Origin of the sequence: Pseudomonas sp. LRP2-20 (assembly GCF_024349685.1) — a bacterium.
Classification (GTDB): domain Bacteria; phylum Pseudomonadota; class Gammaproteobacteria; order Pseudomonadales; family Pseudomonadaceae; genus Aquipseudomonas.
In genome coordinates this window covers 3,909,529-3,930,909 of the sequence record NZ_AP025944.1, presented here as the reverse complement: position 1 = coordinate 3,930,909, position 21,381 = coordinate 3,909,529, and the positions used below count along the sequence as shown (strand labels likewise).

Sequence of the window (21,381 nt, the reverse complement as noted above, 5' to 3'; positions counted from 1 at the left end):
TCAGTCCCAGATTGGCGCCAAGCCTGCTGGGCTGACTTCGCGGCCATTGCGCTCGAGCGTGGCGATACGCGCCATGTCCTCGTCATCCAGGCGCAGGTCACGGGCGAGCAGGTTGCTGGCCAGGTTCTCGCGCTTGGTCGAAGACGGGATCACGGCGTAACCCAGCTGCATGGCCCAGGCCAGAGCGACCTGGGCGACGGTTGCCTTGTGCTTGTTGGCGATCTCGGCCAGCACCGGATCTTTCAGGACCTTGCCGTAGGCCAGGGTCATGTACGAGGTGACGGTGATGCCCTGTTCCTTGAGGAACGCGGTCAGCTTGCTGTTCTGCAGGTAAGGGCTGAGCTCGATCTGGTTGGTGGCGATCTCGCCTTTGCCGACCACGGCGATGGCCTGGCGGGTCAGTTCGATGTTGAAGTTGGACACGCCTATCTGGCGGGTCAGGCCCAGCTTCTTGGCTTCGGCCAGGGCTTTCATGTATTCGGCCAGCTCGACGCCGTTGTCGGGGGCCGGCCAGTGGATCAGCAGCAGGTCGACGTAGTCGGTGCGCAGTTTCTGCAGGCTGTCGCGCAGGCTGGGGACAAGCTTGTCGGCGGCGTAGTGGTCAACCCAGATCTTGGTGGTGATGAACAGCTCGCTGCGTGGCACGCCGCTCTCGGCGATGGCCAGGCCGACGTCGGCTTCGTTCTTGTAGATCTGGGCGGTGTCGATGACCCTATAGCCCAGTTCCAGGGCGGACTTGACCGAATCGATGACGGCTTGGCCGGTCAGGCGGAAGGTGCCTAGGCCAAAGGATGGAATGCTCATGGATCTGCTCCTGGTGAGTGAAAGGTGAGCCGGATTGAGACGGGTCGCTCAGGGTCGGCTGATCTTCAAGTGGGGAGCAGTGTGCGGGTTTACCTGGGATTGATTAAGACAGGGCGAGGCCAAGGTCATTTGACTGGGAGGCAAGAATAAGTCGTTGTGCCGTGATTCATCTGAGGGAATGAGGCGTAATCCTGTGCCGGCCTCTTCGCGGGTGAACCCGCTCCCACAGGTTCAATGCTTACCTCAAGGCATGCGCAATCCCTGTGGGAGCGGGTTCACCCGCGAAGAGGCCGGCACAAGCAGCACAAGACAGTTGCTCCCACAGGGTATGCGGACCGCTTGCGAACTCAGTCCTCTACGCGACAGCGCAGCCCACAGGGCTGGGTGATCTCCCACAGGTTGCGGCGTGGTCCCTGTGGGAGCGGCGGTTCGGCGCCCCGGTTCACCCGCGAAGAGGCCGGTAAACGAAACGGCCCGCCAAAAGGCGGGCCGTCGGGCGTTGCAGGTGATGATCAGCGGCGGCGGAACAGTGGCAGCGGCTCGTCAGTGGCGGCCTGGTAGGTCACCGAAAAGTCCTTCAGACTCTGCAGCGCGTCTTCCGGGTCCTTGTCGGCACGGATGGCGAACGCGTCGAAGCCGCAGCGGGCCATGAAGAACAGCTGGTCACGCAGCACGTCGCCGATGGCGCGCAGCTCACCCTTGAAACCGTAGCGGTCACGCAGCAGGCGCGCATTGGAGTAGCTGCGCCCGTCAGTGAACGCCGGGAAGTTCAAGGCGATGACCTGGAAGTGCTGCACGTCTTCGCCTATTTCCTCTGCTTCCTGGTCGCTGTCCAGCCATACGCCCAGGCCGCCATCGCGGGCCTTGAGCAGGTGGGCATGGTCGCGCCACATCTGCAGCGGGACGATGTAGTCATCGCAATTGGTCAGCTCGTCGATCGATGTTTCCTTGGGCAGCAGATGCCAGGTTTCGTCGACGATCTGGTTGTTCTTAATGATTCGCTGCATAGACGCGTTCCTTGAAGGGGTCGATGCCGATACGCTGGTAGGTGTCGATGAAACGCTCTTCCTCGGTGCGTTGCTCGACGTACACGGCGATCAGTTTCTCGATCACATCGGCCATGTCTTCCTGGGCGAAGGACGGGCCGAGAATCTTGCCCAGGCTCGCATCACGCGCGGCATTGCCGCCCAGCGAAACCTGGTAGAACTCTTCACCCTTCTTGTCCACCCCGAGGATGCCGATGTGGCCGACGTGGTGGTGGCCGCAGGCGTTCATGCAGCCAGAAATGTTCAGGTCGATCTCGCCGATGTCGAACAGGTAGTCCAGGTCGTCGAAGCGGCGCTGGATGGATTCGGCGATCGGGATCGACTTGGCGTTGGCCAGCGAGCAGTAGTCACCGCCCGGGCAGCAGATGATGTCGGTCAGCAGGCCGATGTTCGGCGTGGCGAAGCCGCTTTCGCGCAGTTCCATCCACAGCGCGTGCAGCTGGCGCTGCTCGACATCGGCGAGGATGATGTTCTGCTCGTGGGAGGTCCGCAGGAAGCCGAAGCTGTAGCGCTCGGCGAGGTCGGCGACGGCGTCCAGCTGCTTGTCGGTGAGGTCGCCAGGGGCAACGCCGGTCGGCTTGAGCGACAGGGTCACCGAGACGTAGCCAGGGCGCTTGTGGGCGCGGGTGTTGCGCGAGCGCCAGCGGGCGAAGCCAGGGAACTCGGCGTCCTGGGCGCTGTAGTCGACGTTGTCGAGGGCCAGGTAGGCAGGGTCGACGAAGTGGCGCGAGACGCGCTGGACTTCGGCTTCGGTCAGGGTGGTGCTGCCGCCACGCAGGTGGACCATTTCGGCCTCGACCTTCTCGGCGAACACTTCCGGGGTCAGGGCCTTGACCAGGATCTTGATCCGCGCCTTGTACTTGTTGTCACGGCGACCGTAACGGTTGTACACGCGCAGGATGGCGTCGAGGTAGCTGATCAGGTCCTGCCATGGCAGGAACTCGTTGATGAACGAGCCAACTACCGGGGTGCGGCCCAGGCCACCACCGACCAGCACGCGGAAGCCCAGCTCGCCAGCGGCATTACGCACCGGCTCCAGGCCGATGTCGTGCACTTCGATGGCCGCGCGGTCTTCTTTCGAGCCGTTGATGGCAATCTTGAACTTGCGTGGCAGGTAGGCGAATTCCGGGTGGAAGGTGGTCCACTGGCGGACGATCTCGCACCAGGGGCGCGGGTCGACGACTTCATCCGCGGCAACACCGGCGAACTGGTCGGTGGTGGTGTTGCGCAGGCAGTTGCCGCTGGTCTGGATGGCGTGCATCTGCACGGTAGCCAGCTCGGCGAGGATGTCCGGGATGTCTTCCAGCGCCGGCCAGTTGAACTGTACGTTCTGGCGGGTGGAAATGTGGGCGTAGCCCTTGTCGTAGTCGCGGGCGATCTTGGCCAGGGTGCGAACTTGCGTGGCGTTCAGCTGGCCGTACGGCACGGCGACCCGCAGCATCGGCGCGAAACGTTGGATGTAAAGGCCGTTCTGCAGGCGCAGAGGGCGGAATTCTTCTTCGCTCAGCTCACCGGCCAGGTAGCGGCGGGTCTGATCACGGAACTGCTTGACGCGGTCCTCGATGATCCGCTGATCGTACTCGTCGTATACGTACATAAAAGTCCTGTCTCAGGCTGCATGCAGCTATTCGCGCGCACGGCCGCGCACTCCGGTTCGGAGCCGGAGAACGATAGCAGGTTGGGTTTATGCGCTAAAGTGATGTTTTTGCATATGAAAAGAACCAAACGAACTAAGTGAGACTGACTGGCATTTGTTACCCCTGCGTGCGACGGGTTTATACTCGGTGGTTTGTTTCAAAGGGTATATCCGCATGCTCAAGGCGCTTTGCCAAAGCTTGTGCCTGAGCCTGCCACTGGCAGCTTCCGCTCAGGCCGCCTCGGTGGTCTTTCTCAATCCTGGCCACGCGAACGAGACGTTCTGGACCAGCTACTCGCGTTTCATGCAGGCCGCCGCCGATGAACTGGGCATGACCCTGCGGGTGGAGTACAGCGAGCGTGATGCGGCGCTGGCGATGAGCCAGGCCCGGGCGATCCTCAAGGGCCCGCAACGGCCGGACTACCTGGTGCTGGTCAATGAGCAGTACGTGGCACCCGAGATCATCCGCCTGTCCCAGGGCACCGGGGTCAAGCTGTTCATGGTCAACAACGGCCTCACCGCCAGCCAGGCCAGGAGCATCCAGGCCCAACCCGACAAGTACGGGCAGGTGCTCGGTACCTTGACCTCCAACGACCAGCAGGCGGGCTTTCGCATGCTGCACGAGATGGTCGCCTTGCTGCCACGTGACAATGAGCCGATCGACCTGGTGGCCTTTGCCGGGGTCAAGACTACCCCGGCTTCACAGCTGCGCGAGGAGGGCATGCGCCAGGCGCTGGCCGACTTCCCCCAGGTGCGCCTGCGCCAAGTGGTGTATGGCGGCTGGAACCGCGAGCGCGCCTACGAGCAGGCGCAGCAACTGCTGTCGCGCTACCCGAAGACCCGGCTGGTGTGGGCAGCCAACGACCAGATGGCCCTCGGCGCCATGCAGGCGTTCGAGGAGGCCGGGCGCAAGCCTGGGCGCGATGTGGTGTTCGGCGCCGTCAACAGTTCGCCTGAAGCCTTGCGCGCCCGTATCGACGGGCGCCTTGGCGTGCTGATGGGCGGGCATGCCACATTGGGCGGCTGGGCCATGGTGCTGCTGCACGACGACGCCCTTGGCCTGGAGGTCAACCGGGATGGCAAGCGTGAGCACATGCTGCCTGTGCTGCAATCGATTGACCAGGCCAAGGCGCGGCGCTGGCTGAAGCTGCTGGAACGGGACGATTACGGTGTCGATTTCCAGCATTACAGCGCCGAAGGGCGCCCGCCGAGCTACCAGTACCCGTTTCTGACGTCACCCGTCGACTATTGAAAGACCTTGCTTGAGAGAAGGGCATTGCTCGTCTTAACTGCTGGTGGTGAAGTGCATTCCCATAACCACTACAAGAGGCAATGCAATGGGAAACTCAACCAAGGTCCGCAAAGCTGACAGCAGTGTCGATGCCTGGGCGATTCTCTGCCTGATCGTCCTGGTGGTGGTCACTGCCGTTTATTGGGTCAGCCACCAGTGACTTGAAACTCAAGACCGTGATGCAGCCAGAACGCCTGCGGGAGGGAATCCCGCAGGCGTTTTCGTTTTACAACGCGATCAGCGGGCCGTGAGGTGCAGCGCCAGTTGCACCAGGCCGATCAGCACGGCGATGAACACCAGGGTGAACAGCGTGCCCAGCACGATGAAATGGCTGGCCTTGCCATGGGTGAAGTCGCGGGCGCGGTTCTTGCCGCTTTGCACGCCGAAGGCGGCGGCGAGGATGCTGTGCAGCATCTGCCAGAAGGTCGGCGGCTTGCCTTGGCTGGAATCGTCCATGGTGGCTCCTGAAGAATCAGAGGCAATCAAGAACAGTGTAGGCAATGACTGAGAGGTTGCCTGTGCCGGTCTCTTCGCGGGCACGCCCGCTCCTGCAGGAGCATGCGATCCCTGTGGGAGCGGGTTTACCCGCGAAGAGGCCGATGCAGATTTAGCTGTCGTAACCCAGGTTAGGCGCCAGCCAGCGCTCGCTCACGCTGACATCCTGGCCCTTGCGCGCGCTGTAACGCTCGATCTGGTCCTTGTCCACCTTGCCCACGGCAAAGTACTGGGCCTGCGGGTGGGCGAAGTACCAGCCGCTGACCGCCGCCGCCGGGAACATGGCGAAATGCTCGGTAAGGAACACGCCGCTCGGCCCGGTCTCGCCAATCGCGCTGCCATCGAGCAGGCGGAACAGGGTTTCCTTCTCGGTGTGGTCCGGGCACGCCGGGTAGCCTGGGGCAGGGCGGATGCCGCTGTACTGCTCCTTGATCAGCGCCTCGTTGTCCAGGTGCTCGTCGCGGGCATAGCCCCAGTGCTCTTTGCGCACCTGCTCGTGCAGCCACTCGGCGCATGCCTCGGCCAGGCGGTCGGCCAGCGCCTTGACCATGATCGAGCTGTAGTCGTCGCCCTTGTCCTGGTACGCCTTGGCCACTTCCTCGGCACCGATGCCAGCGGTGGTGATGAAGCCGCCGACGTAGTCGGTGACGCCACTGGCCTTCGGCGCGACGAAGTCGGCCAGGGACAGGTTCGGCTTGCCATCGGGCTTGATGGTCTGCTGACGCAGGTGGTGCAGGGTGGCCAGGGCCTGGCCGTCTTCCCCGTAGACTTCGATGTCGTCATCGGCGACCTGGTTGGCCGGCCAGAAGCCGAACACCGCGCGGGCGCTGATCAGCTTCTCGTCGATCAGCTTGTCGAGCATCTCGCGGGCATCCTTGTACAGCGCGGTGGCCGCTTCGCCGACCACTTCGTCGGTGAGGATGCGCGGGAACTTGCCGGCCAGGTCCCAGGAAATGAAGAACGGGGTCCAGTCGATGTACTCGGCCAGGGTGCGCAGGTCGATGTCTTCCAGCACCTTGACGCCCGTGAACGAAGGTACCGCTGGCTGGTAGCCGGCCCAATCGTACTGCGGCTTGGCGGCGATGGCCTGGGCGTAGCTCAGGCGCTCGGTGCGGGCGCTGCGGTTGGCGGTGCGCTCACGCACTTCCACGTAGTCCTGGCGGGTCTTTTCGACGAAGCCCGGCTTGAGTTCCTTGGACAGCAACTGGGTGGCCACACCCACCGCACGCGAGGCGTCGGTGACGTAGACCACCGCGTCGTTGCTGTACTTCGGCTCGATCTTGACCGCGGTGTGGGCCTTGGAGGTGGTGGCGCCACCGATCATCAGCGGCAGGTGGAAGTCCTGGCGCTGCATTTCGCGGGCGACGTGGACCATCTCGTCCAGCGACGGGGTGATCAGGCCGGACAGGCCGATGATGTCGCACTGCTGTTCGCGGGCGGTCTGCAGGATCTTCTCGGCCGGCACCATCACGCCAAGGTCGACGATGTCGTAGCCGTTGCAGCCCAGTACCACACCGACGATGTTCTTGCCGATGTCGTGCACGTCGCCCTTGACCGTGGCCATCAGGATCTTGCCTTTGGCTTCTGGCTTGTCGCCTTTCTCGGCTTCGATGAACGGGATCAGGTGCGCCACGGCCTGTTTCATCACGCGAGCCGACTTGACCACCTGTGGCAGGAACATCTTGCCGGCGCCGAACAGGTCGCCGACCACGTTCATGCCGTTCATCAGCGGGCCTTCGATGACTTCGATCGGGCGCGCGCATTGCTGGCGGCATTCTTCGGTGTCTTCGACGATGAAGGCGGTGATGCCCTTGACCAGCGCGTGTTCCAGGCGCTTTTCAACGGGCAGCGAACGCCACTCTTCGTTTTCCACTTCCTTGGTCGCGCCGCCGCCTTTGTAGTCGTCGGCAATCGCCAGCAGGGCGTCGGTGCCGTGCGGGGTGCGGTTGAGCACCACGTCCTCGACCTTCTCGCGCAGCGCGGCCGGGATCTCGTCGTAGATCTCCAGCTGGCCGGCGTTGACGATACCCATGGTCAGGCCGTTCTGGATCGCGTGGTAGAGGAACACCGAGTGGATCGCCTCACGCACCGGGTTGTTGCCGCGGAACGAGAACGACACGTTGGAGACACCGCCCGAGCTCAGCGCGTGTGGCAGGTGATCGCGGATGTAGGCACAGGCCTCGATGAAGTCGACGGCATAGTTGTTGTGCTCTTCGATGCCGGTGGCGACGGCGAAGATGTTCGGGTCGAAGATGATGTCTTCCGGCGGGAAGCCAACTTCATTGACCAGGATGTCGTAGCTGCGCTGGCAGATTTCCTTCTTGCGCGCGGCGGTGTCGGCCTGGCCGACCTCGTCGAAGGCCATGACCACCACGGCGGCGCCATAGCGCTTGCACAGGCGGGCGTGGTGCTTGAACTGCTCGACGCCTTCCTTCATGGAGATCGAGTTGACGATGCCCTTGCCCTGGATGCACTTCAGGCCTGCTTCGATCACCTCCCACTTCGACGAGTCGATCATGATCGGCACGCGGGAGATGTCCGGTTCACCGGCGATCAGGTTGAGGAAGCGGACCATGGCGGCCTGGGAGTCGAGCATCCCTTCGTCCATGTTGATGTCGATCACCTGGGCGCCGGCCTCGACCTGCTGCAGGGCGACTTCCAGGGCTTCGGTGTAGTTCTCCTCACGGATCAGCCGGGCGAACTTGGCGGAACCGGTGATGTTGGTGCGCTCGCCGACGTTGACGAACAACGACTGGCGGTCGATGGTGAACGGCTCCAGGCCCGACAGGCGGCAGGCCTTGGCGATTTGCGGAATCTCGCGCGGCTTGTACTTGGCCACGGCCTCGGCGATGGCCTGGATGTGCCCCGGGGTGGTGCCGCAGCAGCCGCCGATGATGTTGAGGAAGCCGCTGGCGGCAAATTCCTCGACCACCGCCGCCATTTCGGCCGGGGTTTCGTCGTACTCACCGAAGGCGTTCGGCAGGCCGGCGTTGGGGTGGGCGGACACGTGGGTGTCGGCCTTGGTTGCCAGCTCTTCCAGGTACGGGCGCAGGTCCTTGGCACCGAGGGCGCAGTTCAGGCCCACGGAGATCGGCTTGGCGTGGCGCACCGAGTTCCAGAACGCTTCGGTGGTCTGGCCCGACAGGGTACGGCCAGAGGCGTCGGTGATGGTGCCGGAGATCATGATCGGCAGTTCGACGTTGTCGTCCTCGAACACCTGCTGCACGGCAAAGATCGCTGCCTTGGCGTTGAGGGTGTCGAAGATGGTCTCGATCAGGATCAGGTCAGCGCCGCCCTCGATCAGGCCACGGGTGGCCTCGATGTAGTTCGCTACCAGTTCGTCGAAAGTGACGTTGCGGTAGCCGGGGTCGTTGACGTCCGGGGAGATCGAGCAGGTGCGGCTGGTCGGGCCGAGCACGCCGGCGACGAAGCGAGGCTTGTCCGGGGTCTCCAGGGTCTTGGCATCGGCCACCTGGCGAGCGATGCGCGCACCCTCGACGTTCAGCTCGTACACCAGCGCTTCCATGCCGTAGTCGGCCTGGGAAATCTGCGTGGCGTTGAAGGTGTTGGTTTCGAGGATATCGGCGCCGGCATCCAGGTAGGCTTTCTCGATCGCGGCGATCACGTCCGGGCGGCTGAGCAGCAGCAGGTCGTTGTTGCCTTTCACGTCGCTTGGCCAATCGGCGAAGCGCGTGCCACGATAGTCGTGTTCCTCGAGGCGATAGCTTTGGATCATAGTACCCATGCCGCCGTCGAGGATCAGGATGCGCTCTTTGAGTGCGTTCTGGAGTGCTTGGAGACGAGCGCTGCGGTCGGACATAGGAACTACCTGGTCGGGCAAATATCAGAAGGTGCCGAATCATAACAAAGCTGCGCGGTTTTTAGGCGCACTGCCCATTTGCATGAATTTTGTTCATGTTGAATGGTCATCAGGCAAACAGAGCACCCAAGGACGACCAGGCAAAATCGTGATGGCTTTCAATACCCAGGACTTTCCGCACATGGTGCATCGTATCCTTGTCAGCGTCTTCGCTCTGCTCATCAGCAGCGTGGCGTTCGCACAGGCCCCCCAGTCGAGCCCGGTCATTTCCTACACCCGGGACATCCAGCCGATCTTCACCGAGAAATGCGTGGCTTGCCACGCCTGCAACGATGCCGCCTGCCAGCTCAAGCTGGAAAGCCCCGAAGGCGCCGTGCGCGGTGCCACCAAGGTGCCGGTGTATCAGGGCGAACGCAGCAAGGCCGTGCCTCCCACGCGGTTGTTCTACGATGCCCACGGTGAAGATGAGTGGCGCAAGAAGGGCTTCTATTCGGTGCTCGACAACCAGGGCAGCCAGGCTGCGCTGATGGCGCGCATGCTCGAGCTGGGGCACAAGACCCCGCTCACGCCCAACGCCAAGCTGCCCGACGAGATTGTGCTGGGGCTAAACCGCAACAACATGTGCCCGCTGCCCCATGAGTTCGACGCCTACGCTGGCGCCCACCCCAGGGAAGGCATGCCGCTGGCGGTCACCGGGCTGACCGACAAGGAATACGACACGATGCGCCATTGGCTCGCTGCGGGCGCGCCGGTCGAGTATCAGCCGATCCAGCCAAGCGCGGCCGAGGCCAGGCAGATCGCCGACTGGGAAGAACTGCTCAACCGCCCCGGGTCCACCGAGGCGCTGGTCGCCCGCTGGCTGTACGAGCACCTGTTCCTCGCACACATCTACTTCGTCGGTGGCGAGCAGGGGCACTTCTTCCAGTGGGTGCGCTCGCGCACGCCAAGCGGCAAGCCGGTCGACATCATTGCCACGCGCCGCCCCAATGACCCGCCGGGCACCGACTTCTATTACCGCCTGATCCCGGTGCAAGGCGTGATCGTGCACAAGACCCACATCACCTACCCGATGGGGCCGCAGAAGCTCAAGCGCGTCAAGCAACTGTTCTATGCCGGCGACTGGCACGCCACCGCGCTGCCGGGCTATGGCCCACGCCACCGGGCCAACCCGTTCGAAACCTTCGAGGCGATCCCGGCGGTGGCGCGCTACCAGTTCATGCTGGATAACGCCGAATACTTCGTGCGCACCTTCATCCGTGGCCCGGTGTGCCGCGGGCAGATTGCCACCGACGTGATCCGCGACAACTTCTGGGCGCTGTTCCAGGAGCCGGCCCACGACCGCTACATCACCGATGCCAAGTACCGCGGCGAAGCCACGCCGCTGCTGGCCATGCCGGGGCAGATCGACGACGTCGGCAGCGTGCTGAACCTGTGGCATGCCTACCGCGACAAGCGCAACGATTACGAAAAACTGCGCCGCGAGGCTTATGCCGAAATGCCCGCGCCGGGCTGGGCGACCCTGTGGGCCGGTAACGACAATGCGCTGCTGAGCATCTTCCGCCACTTCGACAGTGCCTCGGTGACCAAGGGCCTGATCGGCGATGTGCCGCTGACGGTATGGCTGTTCGACTACCCCTTGTTCGAGCGCACCTATTACCAGCTGGCGGTCAACTTCGATGTGTTCGGCAACGTTTCGCACCAGTTGCAGACGCGCCTGTACTTCGACCTGATCCGCAACGGTGCCGAGGTCAACTTCCTGCGCCTGATGCCCGCCGACCAGCGCGGCAAGATCCTCGGCAGCTGGTACCAGAACAGCGGCAAGGTGAAGATGTGGATGGATTATGAAGACATCGACACCGACACGCCGACGGGCATCAAGCTCGACCCGCGCGACCCCAAGCGTGACTTCGGCCTGAAACTGCTGCAGCGCACCGGTAGCCTGAATGCTGCGCCAGACCCGATCAACCGCTGTACCGGCGCCTATTGCTCACGGCCGCAGATGAGCGAGGAGTTGCGCAACGTCGAGCAGTCGCTCAGCCGCCTGGTGTCGCGCCCGGCTGCCGGTTTGAAGGTGATCAGCCAGCTGCCTGAGGCGACCATGCTGCGCATCGAAGGCGAGGGCGGCCAGCGCCAGGTCTACAGCCTGCTGCGCAACCGCGCGCACAGCAACGTGGCGTTCCTGCTCGGTGAGGCCTACCGCTACCAGCCGGGGCTGGACACCCTGACCCTGTACCCGGGCGTGCTCAGCAGCTACCCGAACTTCATCTTCAACATCCCGGCCAAGGATGTGCCGGAGTTCGTCGAAGACATGGAGTACGCCAAGGATGACGCGGCGAAGTTCGAGCGCATCGTCATGCGCTGGGGCGTACGCCGCAGCAATCCTGAGTTTTGGCGTTATTTCCATGACCTGAACACCTACATCAAGGAGACCGAGCCAGTGGAGGCCGGGGTGCTGGACATGAACCGCTACGAGAACCTCTGATCGGGTGGGCTGACCTTTCCGAATACGCTGCGGTCGGACTTGGTGGGTGGTCCTGATCGATTGCAGGGGGCTGCTTTGCAGCCCTTCGCGGGTAAACCCGCTCCCACAGGTACTGCGCTGGTCTTGAAGTCGGCACGGTCCCTGTGGGAGCGGTTTTACCCGCGAACGAGCGCGCAGCGCTCGCCTGGGCACTCGATGCGGGCCTCAATGCACCGGCAATCGCAGGGTATTCCATGCTGTATTCGCTTCAGGCACTGCGGGCGTTCGCCGCCTGGGTGGTGGTCTGCCACCATTTCATGCAGATCTTCTTCGACTTCCATGCCACCGGCCCCATCGGCCAACTGCTCACCGACCGCGGCGCCGTGGGTGTCGACATCTTCTTCGTCATCAGCGGGCTGGTGATCTACCTGTCGACCCGCGACAAACCCATCGAACCGCGTCAGTTCCTGCTCAACCGCGCCCTGCGCATCGTCCCGGCCTACTGGTTCTACACCGCACTGATGGCTGGGCTGTTGCTGGCGTTCAGCCAGTGGATGCCGCATCAGGCCTTCAACTGGCAGCACCTGCTGCTGTCGCTGCTGTTCATCCCTGCGGAAAACCCCGGTGGTTACGGCTTGTACCCGACCCTGAACGTGGGCTGGACGCTGAACTTCGAGATGTTCTTCTACCTGTTGTTCGGGCTGGCTTTTCTGGTGCGCCAGCGCCACCACCTGCTGCTGGTGACCGCTGCATTGCTGCTGGTCAGCGAGGTGCTGGGCCGCATGGGCGTGCTCAGCCGCTTCTACAACAACGACATCATCTACGAATTCCTGCTGGGCATCGGCCTGGGCGTGATGCATCGCCGCGGCCTGATCCGCGAAGGCCTGTGGCTGCCGCTGGCGGTGCTGGGCGTGGCAGGCTATGCGATCTATCACCTGGACGCTTCGCAACGCCTGCTGCACTGGGGCGTACCGAGTGCCATGATCGTGCTGGCGTTCATCGCCCTGGAGCCGTACTTCAAGGGCAACCACCTGCTCAAGGCGCTGGGCGACTGTTCCTACTCGGTGTACCTGATCCACGTGCTGGTGCTGTACGCCGGCTGGTTCGCCAGCCAGCGCCTGCTCCTTAACCCGTACCTGGTGTTCGCCGTATGCGTGCCGTCCATTGGACTAATGTCGTGGTTCAGCTATCAGTGGCTGGAGCGCGGCCTGTACCGGCGGATGCAGGCCTGGCTGGCGGCGCCGCGGGAGCAAACGCCGGCATTTGCGCTTTCCCGAGTCAATTACTAGGACTTTGTTCAAAGGCCAGGTTGGCGTACACTTGGCCGCAAGTCTGTGAGGAACTTCCATGAGCGCTATAACCATTACTGACGCCGCCCATGATTACCTGGCCGATCTGCTCTCCAAGCAGAATACGCCTGGCATTGGCATCCGTATTTTCATCACCCAGCCGGGCACCCAGTACGCCGAGACCTGCATCGCCTACTGCAAGCCGGGCGAAGAGAAGCCCGACGACGAACCCGTCGGCCTGAAGAGCTTCACCGCCTACCTCGACGCAGTCAGCGTGCCGTTCCTGGAAGACGCGCTGGTCGACTATGCCACCGATCGCATGGGCGGCCAGCTGACCATCAAGGCGCCGAACGCCAAGGTGCCGATGGTCAACGAAGACAGCCCGATCAACGAGCGTATCAACTACTACCTGCAGACCGAGATCAACCCGGGGCTGGCCAGCCACGGCGGCCAGGTGAGCCTGGTGGACGTGGTCGACGACGGCATTGCCGTGCTGCAGTTCGGTGGCGGCTGCCAGGGTTGCGGCCAGGCCGACGTGACCCTCAAGGAAGGCATCGAGCGCACCTTGCTCGAACGCATTCCGGAGCTCAAGGGCGTGCGTGACGTGACTGACCACAGCCAGAAAGAGAACGCCTACTACTGATCTTTCGAGGTCAAGGCCTAGCAACAAAGTGTTACGGTTTCAACCCCTGCGACAACAGGCCGCAGCCCGTATTCAAAGGGCTGCGGGCCATCACCGCCTTGGTCGGGTAGAAGCCCACCGGGTGTCATGCCAGAATGCCCCGGTTTTTCGGCCGGCCCGTCCCGAGGGTCGGCACCTTCCCTTTAAAGGATGGTTTCATGAATGATCAGTTTACCCGGCGCGCGGTTGTCGCCGGGATGGGCGTTCTCGGGCTCGGCCTGCTGGCAGGCTGCAACCCGGCCCGGGGGCTCGAGTTCAAGTACGGCAAGAACATGAGCAACGAAATCCTTGGGCGCAAGTTCAGCCTCAAGGACCCTCAGGGCAATGTCCGCACCTTGTCGAGCTTCTACGGCAGCATGCCGATGATCTTCTTCGGTTTCACCCAGTGCCCGGCTGTCTGCCCGACCACCCTGGCGCGTGCGGCTCAGATCAAGAAGCTGCTCAGGGGCCGCGACCGCGAGATCTTCCAGGTGGTGTTCATCACCCTGGACCCGGAGCGCGACACCCCGGAAGTGCTCGATGCCTACGTCAAGGCCTTCGACCCGTCGTTCACCGCCCTGACTGGCACCCCGGAAGAAATCGCCGCGGTGGCCAAGGAGTTCAAGGTGTTCTACGAGAAGGTTCCGGCCGGTGACACCTACACCATCTCTCACTCGTCCACCAGCTACGTCTACGATACACGTGGCACCCTGCGCCTGAGCCTGGGCCATTCGCTGAATGCCAAGGAATGCGCTGAAGACCTGGCAACCCTGATGGAGATTTGCTAATGGCAGTATCACTGCAACCGATCAAGCGCGGCCTGGCCGCCATCGCTTTGCTGGGCCTGGCCCTGCCAGCCCTGGCGCAGACCACCGTGAGCGACGCCTGGGTACGCGCCAGCGTGCCGCACCAGCCGTCCACCGGCGCCTTCATGACCCTTACCGCCAGCAGCGACAGCACGCTGGTCGGCGTGGCTTCGCCGGTGGCCAAGACCGTGCAGGTGCACGAGATGACCATGAACGGCGACGTGATGGGCATGAAGGAAGTCAAGGCCGTGGCACTGCCAGCCGGCAAGCCGGTGAGCCTGGACCCCAATGGTTACCACGTGATGCTGATGGGCCTGACCCAGCAGGTGAAGGAGGGCGAGAAGGTCCCGCTGACCCTGACCATCGAAGATGCCAAGGGCGCCAAGGAAACCGTCGAGGTGCAGGCAGAAGTACGCCCGCTCAACGCCGAGGCCGGCGCCGGGCATGATCACATGCACATGAATCACTGACAAACGAAAGGGCCGCATCAGCGGCCCTTTTTCATTGTGCTGAGCGCTTCAGCTACGGAAGCGTGGCAGCGGCCTGTCGAGGGTCAGCGAGGTCAGGGTCTTGCGGACCTGGGCCTCATCGGCCTCCAGCGCCTTGAGGCTGGCGCGGATCTTGCCCGCAGCGGGCACATCGCCCTGGCGGTCGATCCAGTCGGCAATTTCCTTGCAGGCACTGCTCAGGCAGGCTTGGCGCTGGTTCATCAGCGATATCAGGGTGGTGAGCTCTCTTTCGGACATGGCAGGATCCTCCGTTCAGCTCTGTCAGTGTAGCAGAGGGTTTTGCATACCTCTCTGAGCTTTGAGTCGAGCAATCTGAGCGTTGCCTGGGGATACGGACTTGAAGGTAAGGCTCGTTATATTTCGACAAAATTAAAAGAAATGTTTAATGCTGTTTCCGTTTTTGACGGTGTGGCGTTGAAATTAGGCGGTATAGTCATCCTGCTGCTTCTCTGACTCAAGCATTTGAGGTCAAGGGTCAGCTGTGTGTTGTGTAGGAAAAGTCGTCATATAAAATTAATTTTGCTGATTTTTTGAGTATCTTGTTACAGCTTGCTCTTTGAGTTTTAAGTGTGAAAGTCATAGGTTTCAGCGTCTGAATGTTGTTCCTGCAGCAGCAAGGACTGGAGGCGTGCTGAAATGTATGGGCTTAACCTAAATCGCGAAACGCGTGCTCTCGCGTTGGCGCACGGCTTTTCAAAATGCGGCGAATTTGCGTTTGAAACTGCTTTTGCTGTAGCAGTCGTAACGTTGGCCGATGCTGATCTATTATTGATAGGTGTTTCTTATTTCTTTCGCTACATTCCGAGTGTGGTATTTTCGCCTCTGGGTGGCTGGTTGGCAGATAATGGCGAAAAAAAGTGCACCTTGTTGGCGGCAGACTTGGCGAAGAGTATCGTGGGGCTTGTGTTCTTTGCCGTGTATAGCGCATATGGCGTGTCCACTTACTACTTACCGCTGGTAATAGGTTTGGCGATGATCATAACGGCGCTCGACTGCCTTCATGCGCCGACTTTTCGTGCTTTCTTTCCCGAGTTTGTCGAAAAAGAAAGCCTCGCGTCGATCAATAGTGGTCTTCAGGTTATTGAAGATGCAGCATCAATAATAGGGCCACTGATCTTCTCACTGTTTGTACTATTTTTGTCCCGAGAGGCTACGTTTCTCTTCTTCACCGGTTGCCTGAGCTTTTCAGCGTTCTGTATCGCCGGATTCAAGGCCTCTGAGCCATGTGCGCGGCAAACCTTTCATGGAGGGGCCATGATCCGTGATGCGGTTTGCAATGTGCGGAAGCTCAAGACCTTTAATGCACCATTGTTTGCCGTCATCAGCTGCACCACGGTCTGCGCAATGTTCGCAACTGCCGTGCTTCGCTTCGTGCTTCCTGCATCTGTGCTGGAGCAGTTCGATTCCGAAGCTGCGGTTGGCTATGTGTTTGCACTGCTTGCAGCTGGCACCGTACTGGGTGGTGTACTTTATATTCGATTCAATAAATGCACTACTTCACAGTTGGTGCTGCGGTACTGGGTTTTGTACGGCGCGCTATTTTTTACGGCAGCTGTGGCGCTTCAGTTCAATAGTTGGCTTTTCCTGTTGATTCTTTTTGTGGTCGGATTCATCGGTGCATTTGTCGACATCGCCATTGTCACTAACGTTCAATGCCTGTCGAATGATCATGAGGTCGGCAGGAATTTTTCTCTCTACTACTTCAGCGCGGTTATGGGGGACGCGGTTTCGGGGCTGGTTGCCAGCCTAGTCTTCGTGATTGCGGGGCCTGCCACTTTAATATGGATGACGCTCATGCTCTTCATTACACCCATGCCCTGGGCCTTGGCTGGACGTGCTCGTGAAGCTATCGAAAAAAGCAGTGCAAAGCGCCCGAGTTGAGAGTGGCACAGGGTTTGAAGCGCCTGAATTCTTATAGCTAAGGTAATCTGAATCTACTGCGTGCAAGCCTGCCGATAGGCCCCAGGCGTCACGCCATAAGCCTGCTTGAACTGCCGGCTCAAGTGGCTCTGATCGGCAAACCCCAGGGTGAACGCCACGTCGGAGGCCGCCAATCCGCTTTTCAGAAACTCCCTTGCCCGCGCCAGGCGCCGTTGCTTGAGCCAGGCGTGCGGTGGCAGGCCGGTGGCCTGGCGGAACACGCGGGCGAAGTGGAAGGGCGACAGGTTGACCGCAGCGGCCAGGGCCTCCAGTGACGGCGGGTCCGCCAACTGGCTTTCCAGCAGTTCCCGCGCACGCGCCACCGCCAGCGGTTCGTTGCCAGGGGCCGTGGGTTCGGGGCAATGGCCGTGGCGCTGCACCAGGGCCAGTACCGCCTGGCGCCAGGCGGTCTGTTGCTCCAAGGCGCTGGCACCGGCTTCCGACAGCTGGTGCAACTGGCTGAAGGCCTGCGCCAGGGCCGGGTCCTGGATCACGCTGTCATTGAAGCGCGGCATGCCGTGGCGGCTCAGCTCGAGCTCGTCCAGCACGCCGGTGACCCGTTCATGCTCCGGATAGAACCCTCGGTAACGCCAGCCGGCTTCGTGGGCGGTGGCGCCGGTGTGCAGCTCGTCCGGGTTGATCAGCACCATGCTGCCGACCGGCGCCAGGTGCTCGCTGCCACGGTGCCAGAAGCGCTGCGCGCCCGACTCGATCACGGTGAACACGTAGCCTTCATGCACATGGGGGGGCGAAGCGCTGCTGGAAGTAGCGCGCATGCAGCATCTCGACGTCGCCGAGGGCCGGCGCCTGCCAGAGGTGGGTCTGTTCGCGCAGGGGCGTGCTCATGCCAGCCAGCTGCGCAGCAGGAAGAAGATCAACATGCTCACCAGCATGCTCAGCAACACGCTGCGGGTCAACAGCACCAGCGCCACGGCCACCAGCGCGCCAAGCAGGTAAGGGTTAAGCGGGCTCAGGTCGAGCTGGTGGCCGGGCAGGAAGATGATCGGCCCACAGATTGCGGTGAGCATGCCGGGCACGGCGAAGCCGAGGAACTGCCGGGCGTTGGAGCTCAGGCGCAGGGGCAGGCGTGGCTCCAGGAAGGCGTAGCGGTTGAGGAAGACTACGGCGCCCATGGCGAAGATCAGTAGCCAGGTCATGGGCGGCCTCCGGTGAATTTCTGGCAGACGAAGCCGGCCGCCATGCCCAGCAGGCCGGCGGCTACCAGCGCGGTTTCCCAGTGCCAGTAGCTGAACAGCACTGAGCAGAACAGCGACACGGCCACGCACACCACGGTGGCGAGGTTGCGCACCAGTGGCGCGATCAGTGCGACGAAGGTGGCGACGATGGAGAAGTCCAGGCCTAGCTGGTCGAGGTGCGGAATGTTCTGGCCCAGCACGATGCCGGCCAGGGTGAACAGGTTCCAGGCGACGTAGAAGGTCAGGCCCACGCCGAGTGCATACCAGCGGTTGAACTGCTGCTGGTCGTAGTGGCTGGTGAGGGCGAAAAATTCATCGGTGAGCAGGAAACCCAGGCCCAGCCGCCAACGCAACGGCTGGTTCGACAGCACCGGGCGCATGGACAGGCCATAGAGCAGGTGCTGGGACGTCAGCAGCAGGGTAGTGAGCAGGATCGACAGCAGGTTGGCACCGCCCTTGAGCATGCCGATGGCCACCAGTTGCGCGGCGCCAGCGAAGACGATCGCCGACAGGCCCTGGCCTTGCCAGGCGCTGAGATTGGCCTCGATGGCCATGGAACCGGCGAGCAGGCCCCAGGGGGCGACGGCCAGGGACAGCGGCAGGATGGCGATGGCGCCGTGCAGGAAAGCTTGGCGGGCGATGGAGGGACTGCTGGGCATGATGGCTGCGACACATTTTGCGAGGTAGGGCAGCATGACAGAGCCGTGGGGCGGGTGGCTTGAACGATCTTGCTTGTTTGCTGCCTGCACTGGCCCTTCGCGGCTGAAGCCGCACCTACAGGGAAAGCGTTGACCTGCAGCAGCGGCTTCAGCCGCGAAGGGCCGGTACAGGCAATTATCGCCTGGTCAGCCGCTGCTGCGCCGCCACGCAGCCATTGATGTCCACGGCTTTCTGCAGCAGTGCCTGGCGATGTTGTGGATCCAGCTCACTGAGCAGCCGGTAGACCTCGGCCTGGTAGTCGCGCTGGCGCCCCCACTGCATCTGCAGCCCCTGCGGGTGGCTGCGGCTGCAGGCCAGGCGTGCGGCCGGCTGCGGGTAATAAGGTGCGTACAAGGTGGCCATGCTCGGGATCGCTTCGAGGGCTTCGCGGTAGGCCGGGCTGGTGTTGTAGGGGGCGCACCAGCTGGCAATCACTGTTGCCGGTGGTGCAAAGCCTTGTTTCAGGCTGGCTTCCAGCAGCGGGCAGGCGGCATCGGCGATCTGTGCTGCAGGCAGGTAAGTGGTGTAGTACAGCGCCAGGCGATACTGCGCCACCGGGTGGCCAAGCTCCACCGACTTTTTCAGCAACGCCACTGCCGTCGGCAGGGTCTGTGCCATCGCCCGGCCCTGGCGGTTGAGCTCCGGGTCAACGCCGATGGCGATGCGCAGGGTGCCGTTGTCGTCCTGGTTTTCGGCCTGCTCCAGCAGCGGCAGCGCCTGGCGGTAAAGCAGGTCGGCGTGTGGGTCGATGCGAACTTCGAGCGCGTTTGCGGTAACCGGCGACAGCGCGATGAGCAGCGCCGGCGCCAGGGCGGCGCGGCTCACAGGCGTGCCCCGGGTAACAAACGGGGCCAGCAGGCTGCCAGGTCAGGGTGAGCGGCTTGATGATTGATCACAACTGCGCGTACGCCTCGGGCGAATCGGAACGACGGGGTATTCTAGCCAAGCGCGGGCTGAAATCGAAACCCCGACGGTCGGCTGTCAGACCAGCTTGATCGGTGTGACCTTGCGCAGTGCGTGTCGTTCCTGGGCCAGCCCCAGTTTGGCAGTGATCACCTTGGCCAGGGCATTGTTGCCCAAGTCGTTCAGGTGCAGGCGGTCGACGAAGAGATCGGCGCCGAATACCGGCGAACTGCTGAGCATGCTGTTCATGTCGTAGCAGGGCACCGGGTCTGCCTGGCTCTTGATGCGGCGGAAGAAGGCTGTATGCAGCTGGCTGTCGAATGTGCCCTCAAGCAGGCGATCAAAATTCGCCGGTTGCTGTTGCAGGGCGGTCAGCATCGCCTGTTCACCTGTCGGCAGGGTTTCTCGGCACCAGGGCAGCAGGGGCTGAAGGATGAAGGTCAGGGTGGCGTGGCTGTCAGCCAGCATGCGGTCCCATTGGCGCAAGGTGCGGCCGATGCTGTCGGCGGCTCGCGCCAGGCGTTTTTCCGGGGCGGACAGCGGCCAGCTGGGGGCCGGTTCATTGCGCCGCGGTGCCAGTGCCTGGCCCAGGCGTTGCCACAGCGTCGCCCGGCGAGCCGGCCCAACAGGCGGCATGCCCTCGTTGAAACTGTTCAGGTAGGCCTGGAGAGCCTTGGCCTGTTGTGGTCCGTGCGGGCCGGCGAGGACTTCGCCGAGGGCCTCATGGGCCAAGGTGTTCAGGCCGCTGAGCAGCACCACATGGCCGACTTCGCCGAAGCGGTGCTGGTGGGTCAGGAACAACAGCAGTTCCTGGCTGGCGTTGAGCCCGCAGCCGGCCAGGCTCAGCCAGACTTCACCGGTCAGCATCGACAGGTGCGAGGCCACCGTATGTTCATCGGAGCTTGCGCCGATACCCAGGGCGGTGGAGCCGCCGACCAGCAGGTTGATGCGCGGTGCACCGCCGCGTTCGGCGGCGGAGAAGCGCTTGCCTGCGCAATGGCTGTAGCGCAGGCCAAGGGCATCGGTGTTGATGGTGCCGGAGCGGTAGCCGCTCTCGTGCACATGCAGGGTGTGCGGTGCGCGGCGGTTGCCCAGCAGCAGAAAACGCTGGTAGTCCTGATGCAGTGGCGAAGTGAGGCCCGGGACGTGCGTGGCGGCTGCGGACGGTGTCATGGGCGCTCCTTCCTGGCTGGCGTTGCGGCGGCGCAGGGCGTTCAGCCCGCCAGCTCCTTGAGGTTATAGGCCAGGCCACCGGCGGCGATCAGCAGCAGGACGACCCCCGAGGCCAGGGAGATCAGGCGGTTGCTGCGTTGCGAGGTGATCTTGCCAATGGCGAAGATGTACAGGCTGAGCACGGCAAAATCGATCAGCACCCACAACAGCGACAGCACCACCATGCTCTTGCCGAACGATTCGGTGATCTGGATGAACTGCGGGAAGAAGGCGATGAAGAAGATGATGTCCTTCGGGTTGGAAATGCCCACCATGAAGCCTTGCCACAACCCACCGCGCCCGGCTTTGGCCGGTTGTACATCGGCCTCGTCGGCGGCAGGCGCCTGCAGGCACTCGCGCAGGGTGCCCACGGCGATGTAGCCGATGAACAGGCAGCCCAGCAGGCTCATGCCGCTGAGCCAGGCCTTGTCGATGGCGGCACTGGTGAGGATGACCCAGGCGGCGGCGCCGATCAGTACCAGTGAGGCCCAGTTGGTGCCAACGGCGGTAAACATGGCCTTGCGCGAGCCGGAGGCCGCGGCGGTGTTGACGATCAGCGCCACCACCGGGCCAGGGGTGGCGATCAACAGCAGGACGGTGAGTGCGTAAGTCAGGGTCAGTGCGGTATTCACG

The 21,381-nt window shown here is 62.6% G+C and carries 19 protein-coding genes and 1 pseudogene; 8 read left to right on the top strand and 12 right to left on the bottom strand.

Annotated elements, in window-relative coordinates; translation table 11 throughout:
• From dkgB to OCX61_RS17620, 3 genes are all read right to left on the bottom strand, one after another.
• Positions 1-804 (bottom strand): 2,5-didehydrogluconate reductase DkgB, encoded by an 804-nt coding sequence (gene dkgB / locus OCX61_RS17630; protein ID WP_261940671.1) that lies wholly within the window; start codon positions 802-804, stop codon positions 1-3.
• A 512-nt stretch (positions 805-1,316) separates the two neighbouring features.
• A complete protein-coding gene (locus OCX61_RS17625; RefSeq protein WP_261940670.1) occupies positions 1,317-1,811 on the bottom strand; it encodes a DUF934 domain-containing protein in 495 nt (164 codons plus the stop codon).
• On the bottom strand, positions 1,795-3,447 hold the full coding sequence (locus OCX61_RS17620; RefSeq protein ID WP_261940669.1) for a nitrite/sulfite reductase: 1,653 nt from the start codon (positions 3,445-3,447) through the stop codon (positions 1,795-1,797). Before OCX61_RS17620 ends, OCX61_RS17625 begins: the two co-directional genes overlap by 17 nt.
• A gap of 214 nt (positions 3,448-3,661) precedes the next feature.
• On the opposite strand from OCX61_RS17620, the gene OCX61_RS17615 reads away from it, so the two are divergent.
• Positions 3,662-4,738, top strand: a complete 1,077-nt coding sequence (locus OCX61_RS17615) for an ABC transporter substrate-binding protein (RefSeq protein WP_261940668.1) — start codon at positions 3,662-3,664, stop codon at positions 4,736-4,738.
• Positions 4,739-5,014: 276 nt separating this feature from the next.
• On the opposite strand, the gene OCX61_RS17610 is transcribed toward OCX61_RS17615, so the two are convergent.
• Positions 5,015-5,233 (bottom strand): DUF2970 domain-containing protein, encoded by a 219-nt coding sequence (locus tag OCX61_RS17610; protein ID WP_054885148.1) that lies wholly within the window; start codon positions 5,231-5,233, stop codon positions 5,015-5,017.
• A 151-nt stretch (positions 5,234-5,384) separates the two neighbouring features.
• On the bottom strand, positions 5,385-9,092 hold the full coding sequence (gene metH / locus OCX61_RS17605) for a methionine synthase (RefSeq protein ID WP_261940667.1): 3,708 nt from the start codon (positions 9,090-9,092) through the stop codon (positions 5,385-5,387).
• A gap of 181 nt (positions 9,093-9,273) precedes the next feature.
• Between metH and OCX61_RS17600 the strand changes: the two genes are divergently transcribed.
• The 5 genes from OCX61_RS17600 (at position 9,274) to OCX61_RS17580 (ending at position 14,779) form a co-directional block, all read left to right on the top strand.
• Positions 9,274-11,574, top strand: coding sequence for a fatty acid cis/trans isomerase (locus tag OCX61_RS17600; protein ID WP_261944333.1), 2,301 nt, complete (start codon positions 9,274-9,276; stop codon positions 11,572-11,574).
• 233 nt (positions 11,575-11,807) lie between these two features.
• The gene (locus OCX61_RS17595) at positions 11,808-12,842 is read left to right on the top strand and encodes an acyltransferase family protein (protein WP_261940666.1); all 1,035 of its coding nucleotides are present in this window, start codon (positions 11,808-11,810) and stop codon (positions 12,840-12,842) included.
• A gap of 58 nt (positions 12,843-12,900) precedes the next feature.
• The gene (gene nfuA / locus OCX61_RS17590) at positions 12,901-13,485 is read left to right on the top strand and encodes a Fe-S biogenesis protein NfuA (RefSeq protein WP_016393607.1); all 585 of its coding nucleotides are present in this window, start codon (positions 12,901-12,903) and stop codon (positions 13,483-13,485) included.
• Between the two features lie 197 nt (positions 13,486-13,682).
• Positions 13,683-14,291 (top strand): SCO family protein, encoded by a 609-nt coding sequence (locus OCX61_RS17585; RefSeq protein WP_060511040.1) that lies wholly within the window; start codon positions 13,683-13,685, stop codon positions 14,289-14,291.
• Positions 14,291-14,779, top strand: a complete 489-nt coding sequence (locus OCX61_RS17580) for a copper chaperone PCu(A)C (protein ID WP_261940665.1) — start codon at positions 14,291-14,293, stop codon at positions 14,777-14,779. The genes OCX61_RS17585 and OCX61_RS17580 overlap by 1 nt, the downstream gene beginning before the upstream one ends.
• A 48-nt stretch (positions 14,780-14,827) precedes the next feature.
• On the opposite strand, the gene OCX61_RS17575 is transcribed toward OCX61_RS17580, so the two are convergent.
• Positions 14,828-15,055, bottom strand: coding sequence for a hypothetical protein (locus tag OCX61_RS17575; protein WP_027593874.1), 228 nt, complete (start codon positions 15,053-15,055; stop codon positions 14,828-14,830).
• 42 nt (positions 15,056-15,097) lie between these two features.
• On the opposite strand from OCX61_RS17575, the gene OCX61_RS17570 reads away from it, so the two are divergent.
• The gene (locus tag OCX61_RS17570; protein WP_261940664.1) at positions 15,098-15,271 is read left to right on the top strand and encodes a hypothetical protein; all 174 of its coding nucleotides are present in this window, start codon (positions 15,098-15,100) and stop codon (positions 15,269-15,271) included.
• A gap of 183 nt (positions 15,272-15,454) precedes the next feature.
• Positions 15,455-16,699 carry an MFS transporter gene (locus OCX61_RS17565; RefSeq protein WP_261940663.1) on the top strand — a complete coding sequence of 415 codons (1,245 nt, stop codon included), beginning with the start codon at positions 15,455-15,457 and terminating at the stop codon, positions 16,697-16,699.
• 53 nt (positions 16,700-16,752) lie between these two features.
• Here OCX61_RS17565 and OCX61_RS17560 read toward each other — a convergent pair.
• From OCX61_RS17560 to OCX61_RS17535, 6 genes and pseudogenes are all read right to left on the bottom strand, one after another.
• Positions 16,753-17,584: pseudogene (locus OCX61_RS17560) on the bottom strand (helix-turn-helix domain-containing protein).
• A complete protein-coding gene (locus tag OCX61_RS17555) occupies positions 17,581-17,895 on the bottom strand; it encodes a branched-chain amino acid transport AzlD family protein (RefSeq protein WP_254480475.1) in 315 nt (104 codons plus the stop codon). Before OCX61_RS17555 ends, OCX61_RS17560 begins: the two are co-directional and overlap by 4 nt.
• A complete protein-coding gene (locus OCX61_RS17550) occupies positions 17,892-18,593 on the bottom strand; it encodes an AzlC family ABC transporter permease (protein WP_315973258.1) in 702 nt (233 codons plus the stop codon). Before OCX61_RS17550 ends, OCX61_RS17555 begins: the two co-directional genes overlap by 4 nt.
• 175 nt (positions 18,594-18,768) lie before the next feature.
• Positions 18,769-19,458, bottom strand: a complete 690-nt coding sequence (locus OCX61_RS17545) for an SEL1-like repeat protein (RefSeq protein WP_261940661.1) — start codon at positions 19,456-19,458, stop codon at positions 18,769-18,771.
• Positions 19,459-19,614: 156 nt separating this feature from the next.
• Complete coding sequence (locus OCX61_RS17540) at positions 19,615-20,709, bottom strand: hypothetical protein (RefSeq protein ID WP_261940660.1); 1,095 nt, start codon at positions 20,707-20,709, stop codon at positions 19,615-19,617.
• Positions 20,710-20,750: 41 nt separating this feature from the next.
• Complete coding sequence (locus OCX61_RS17535; RefSeq protein WP_261940659.1) at positions 20,751-21,380, bottom strand: LysE family translocator; 630 nt, start codon at positions 21,378-21,380, stop codon at positions 20,751-20,753.
• Between the last annotated feature and the right edge of the window lies 1 nt (position 21,381).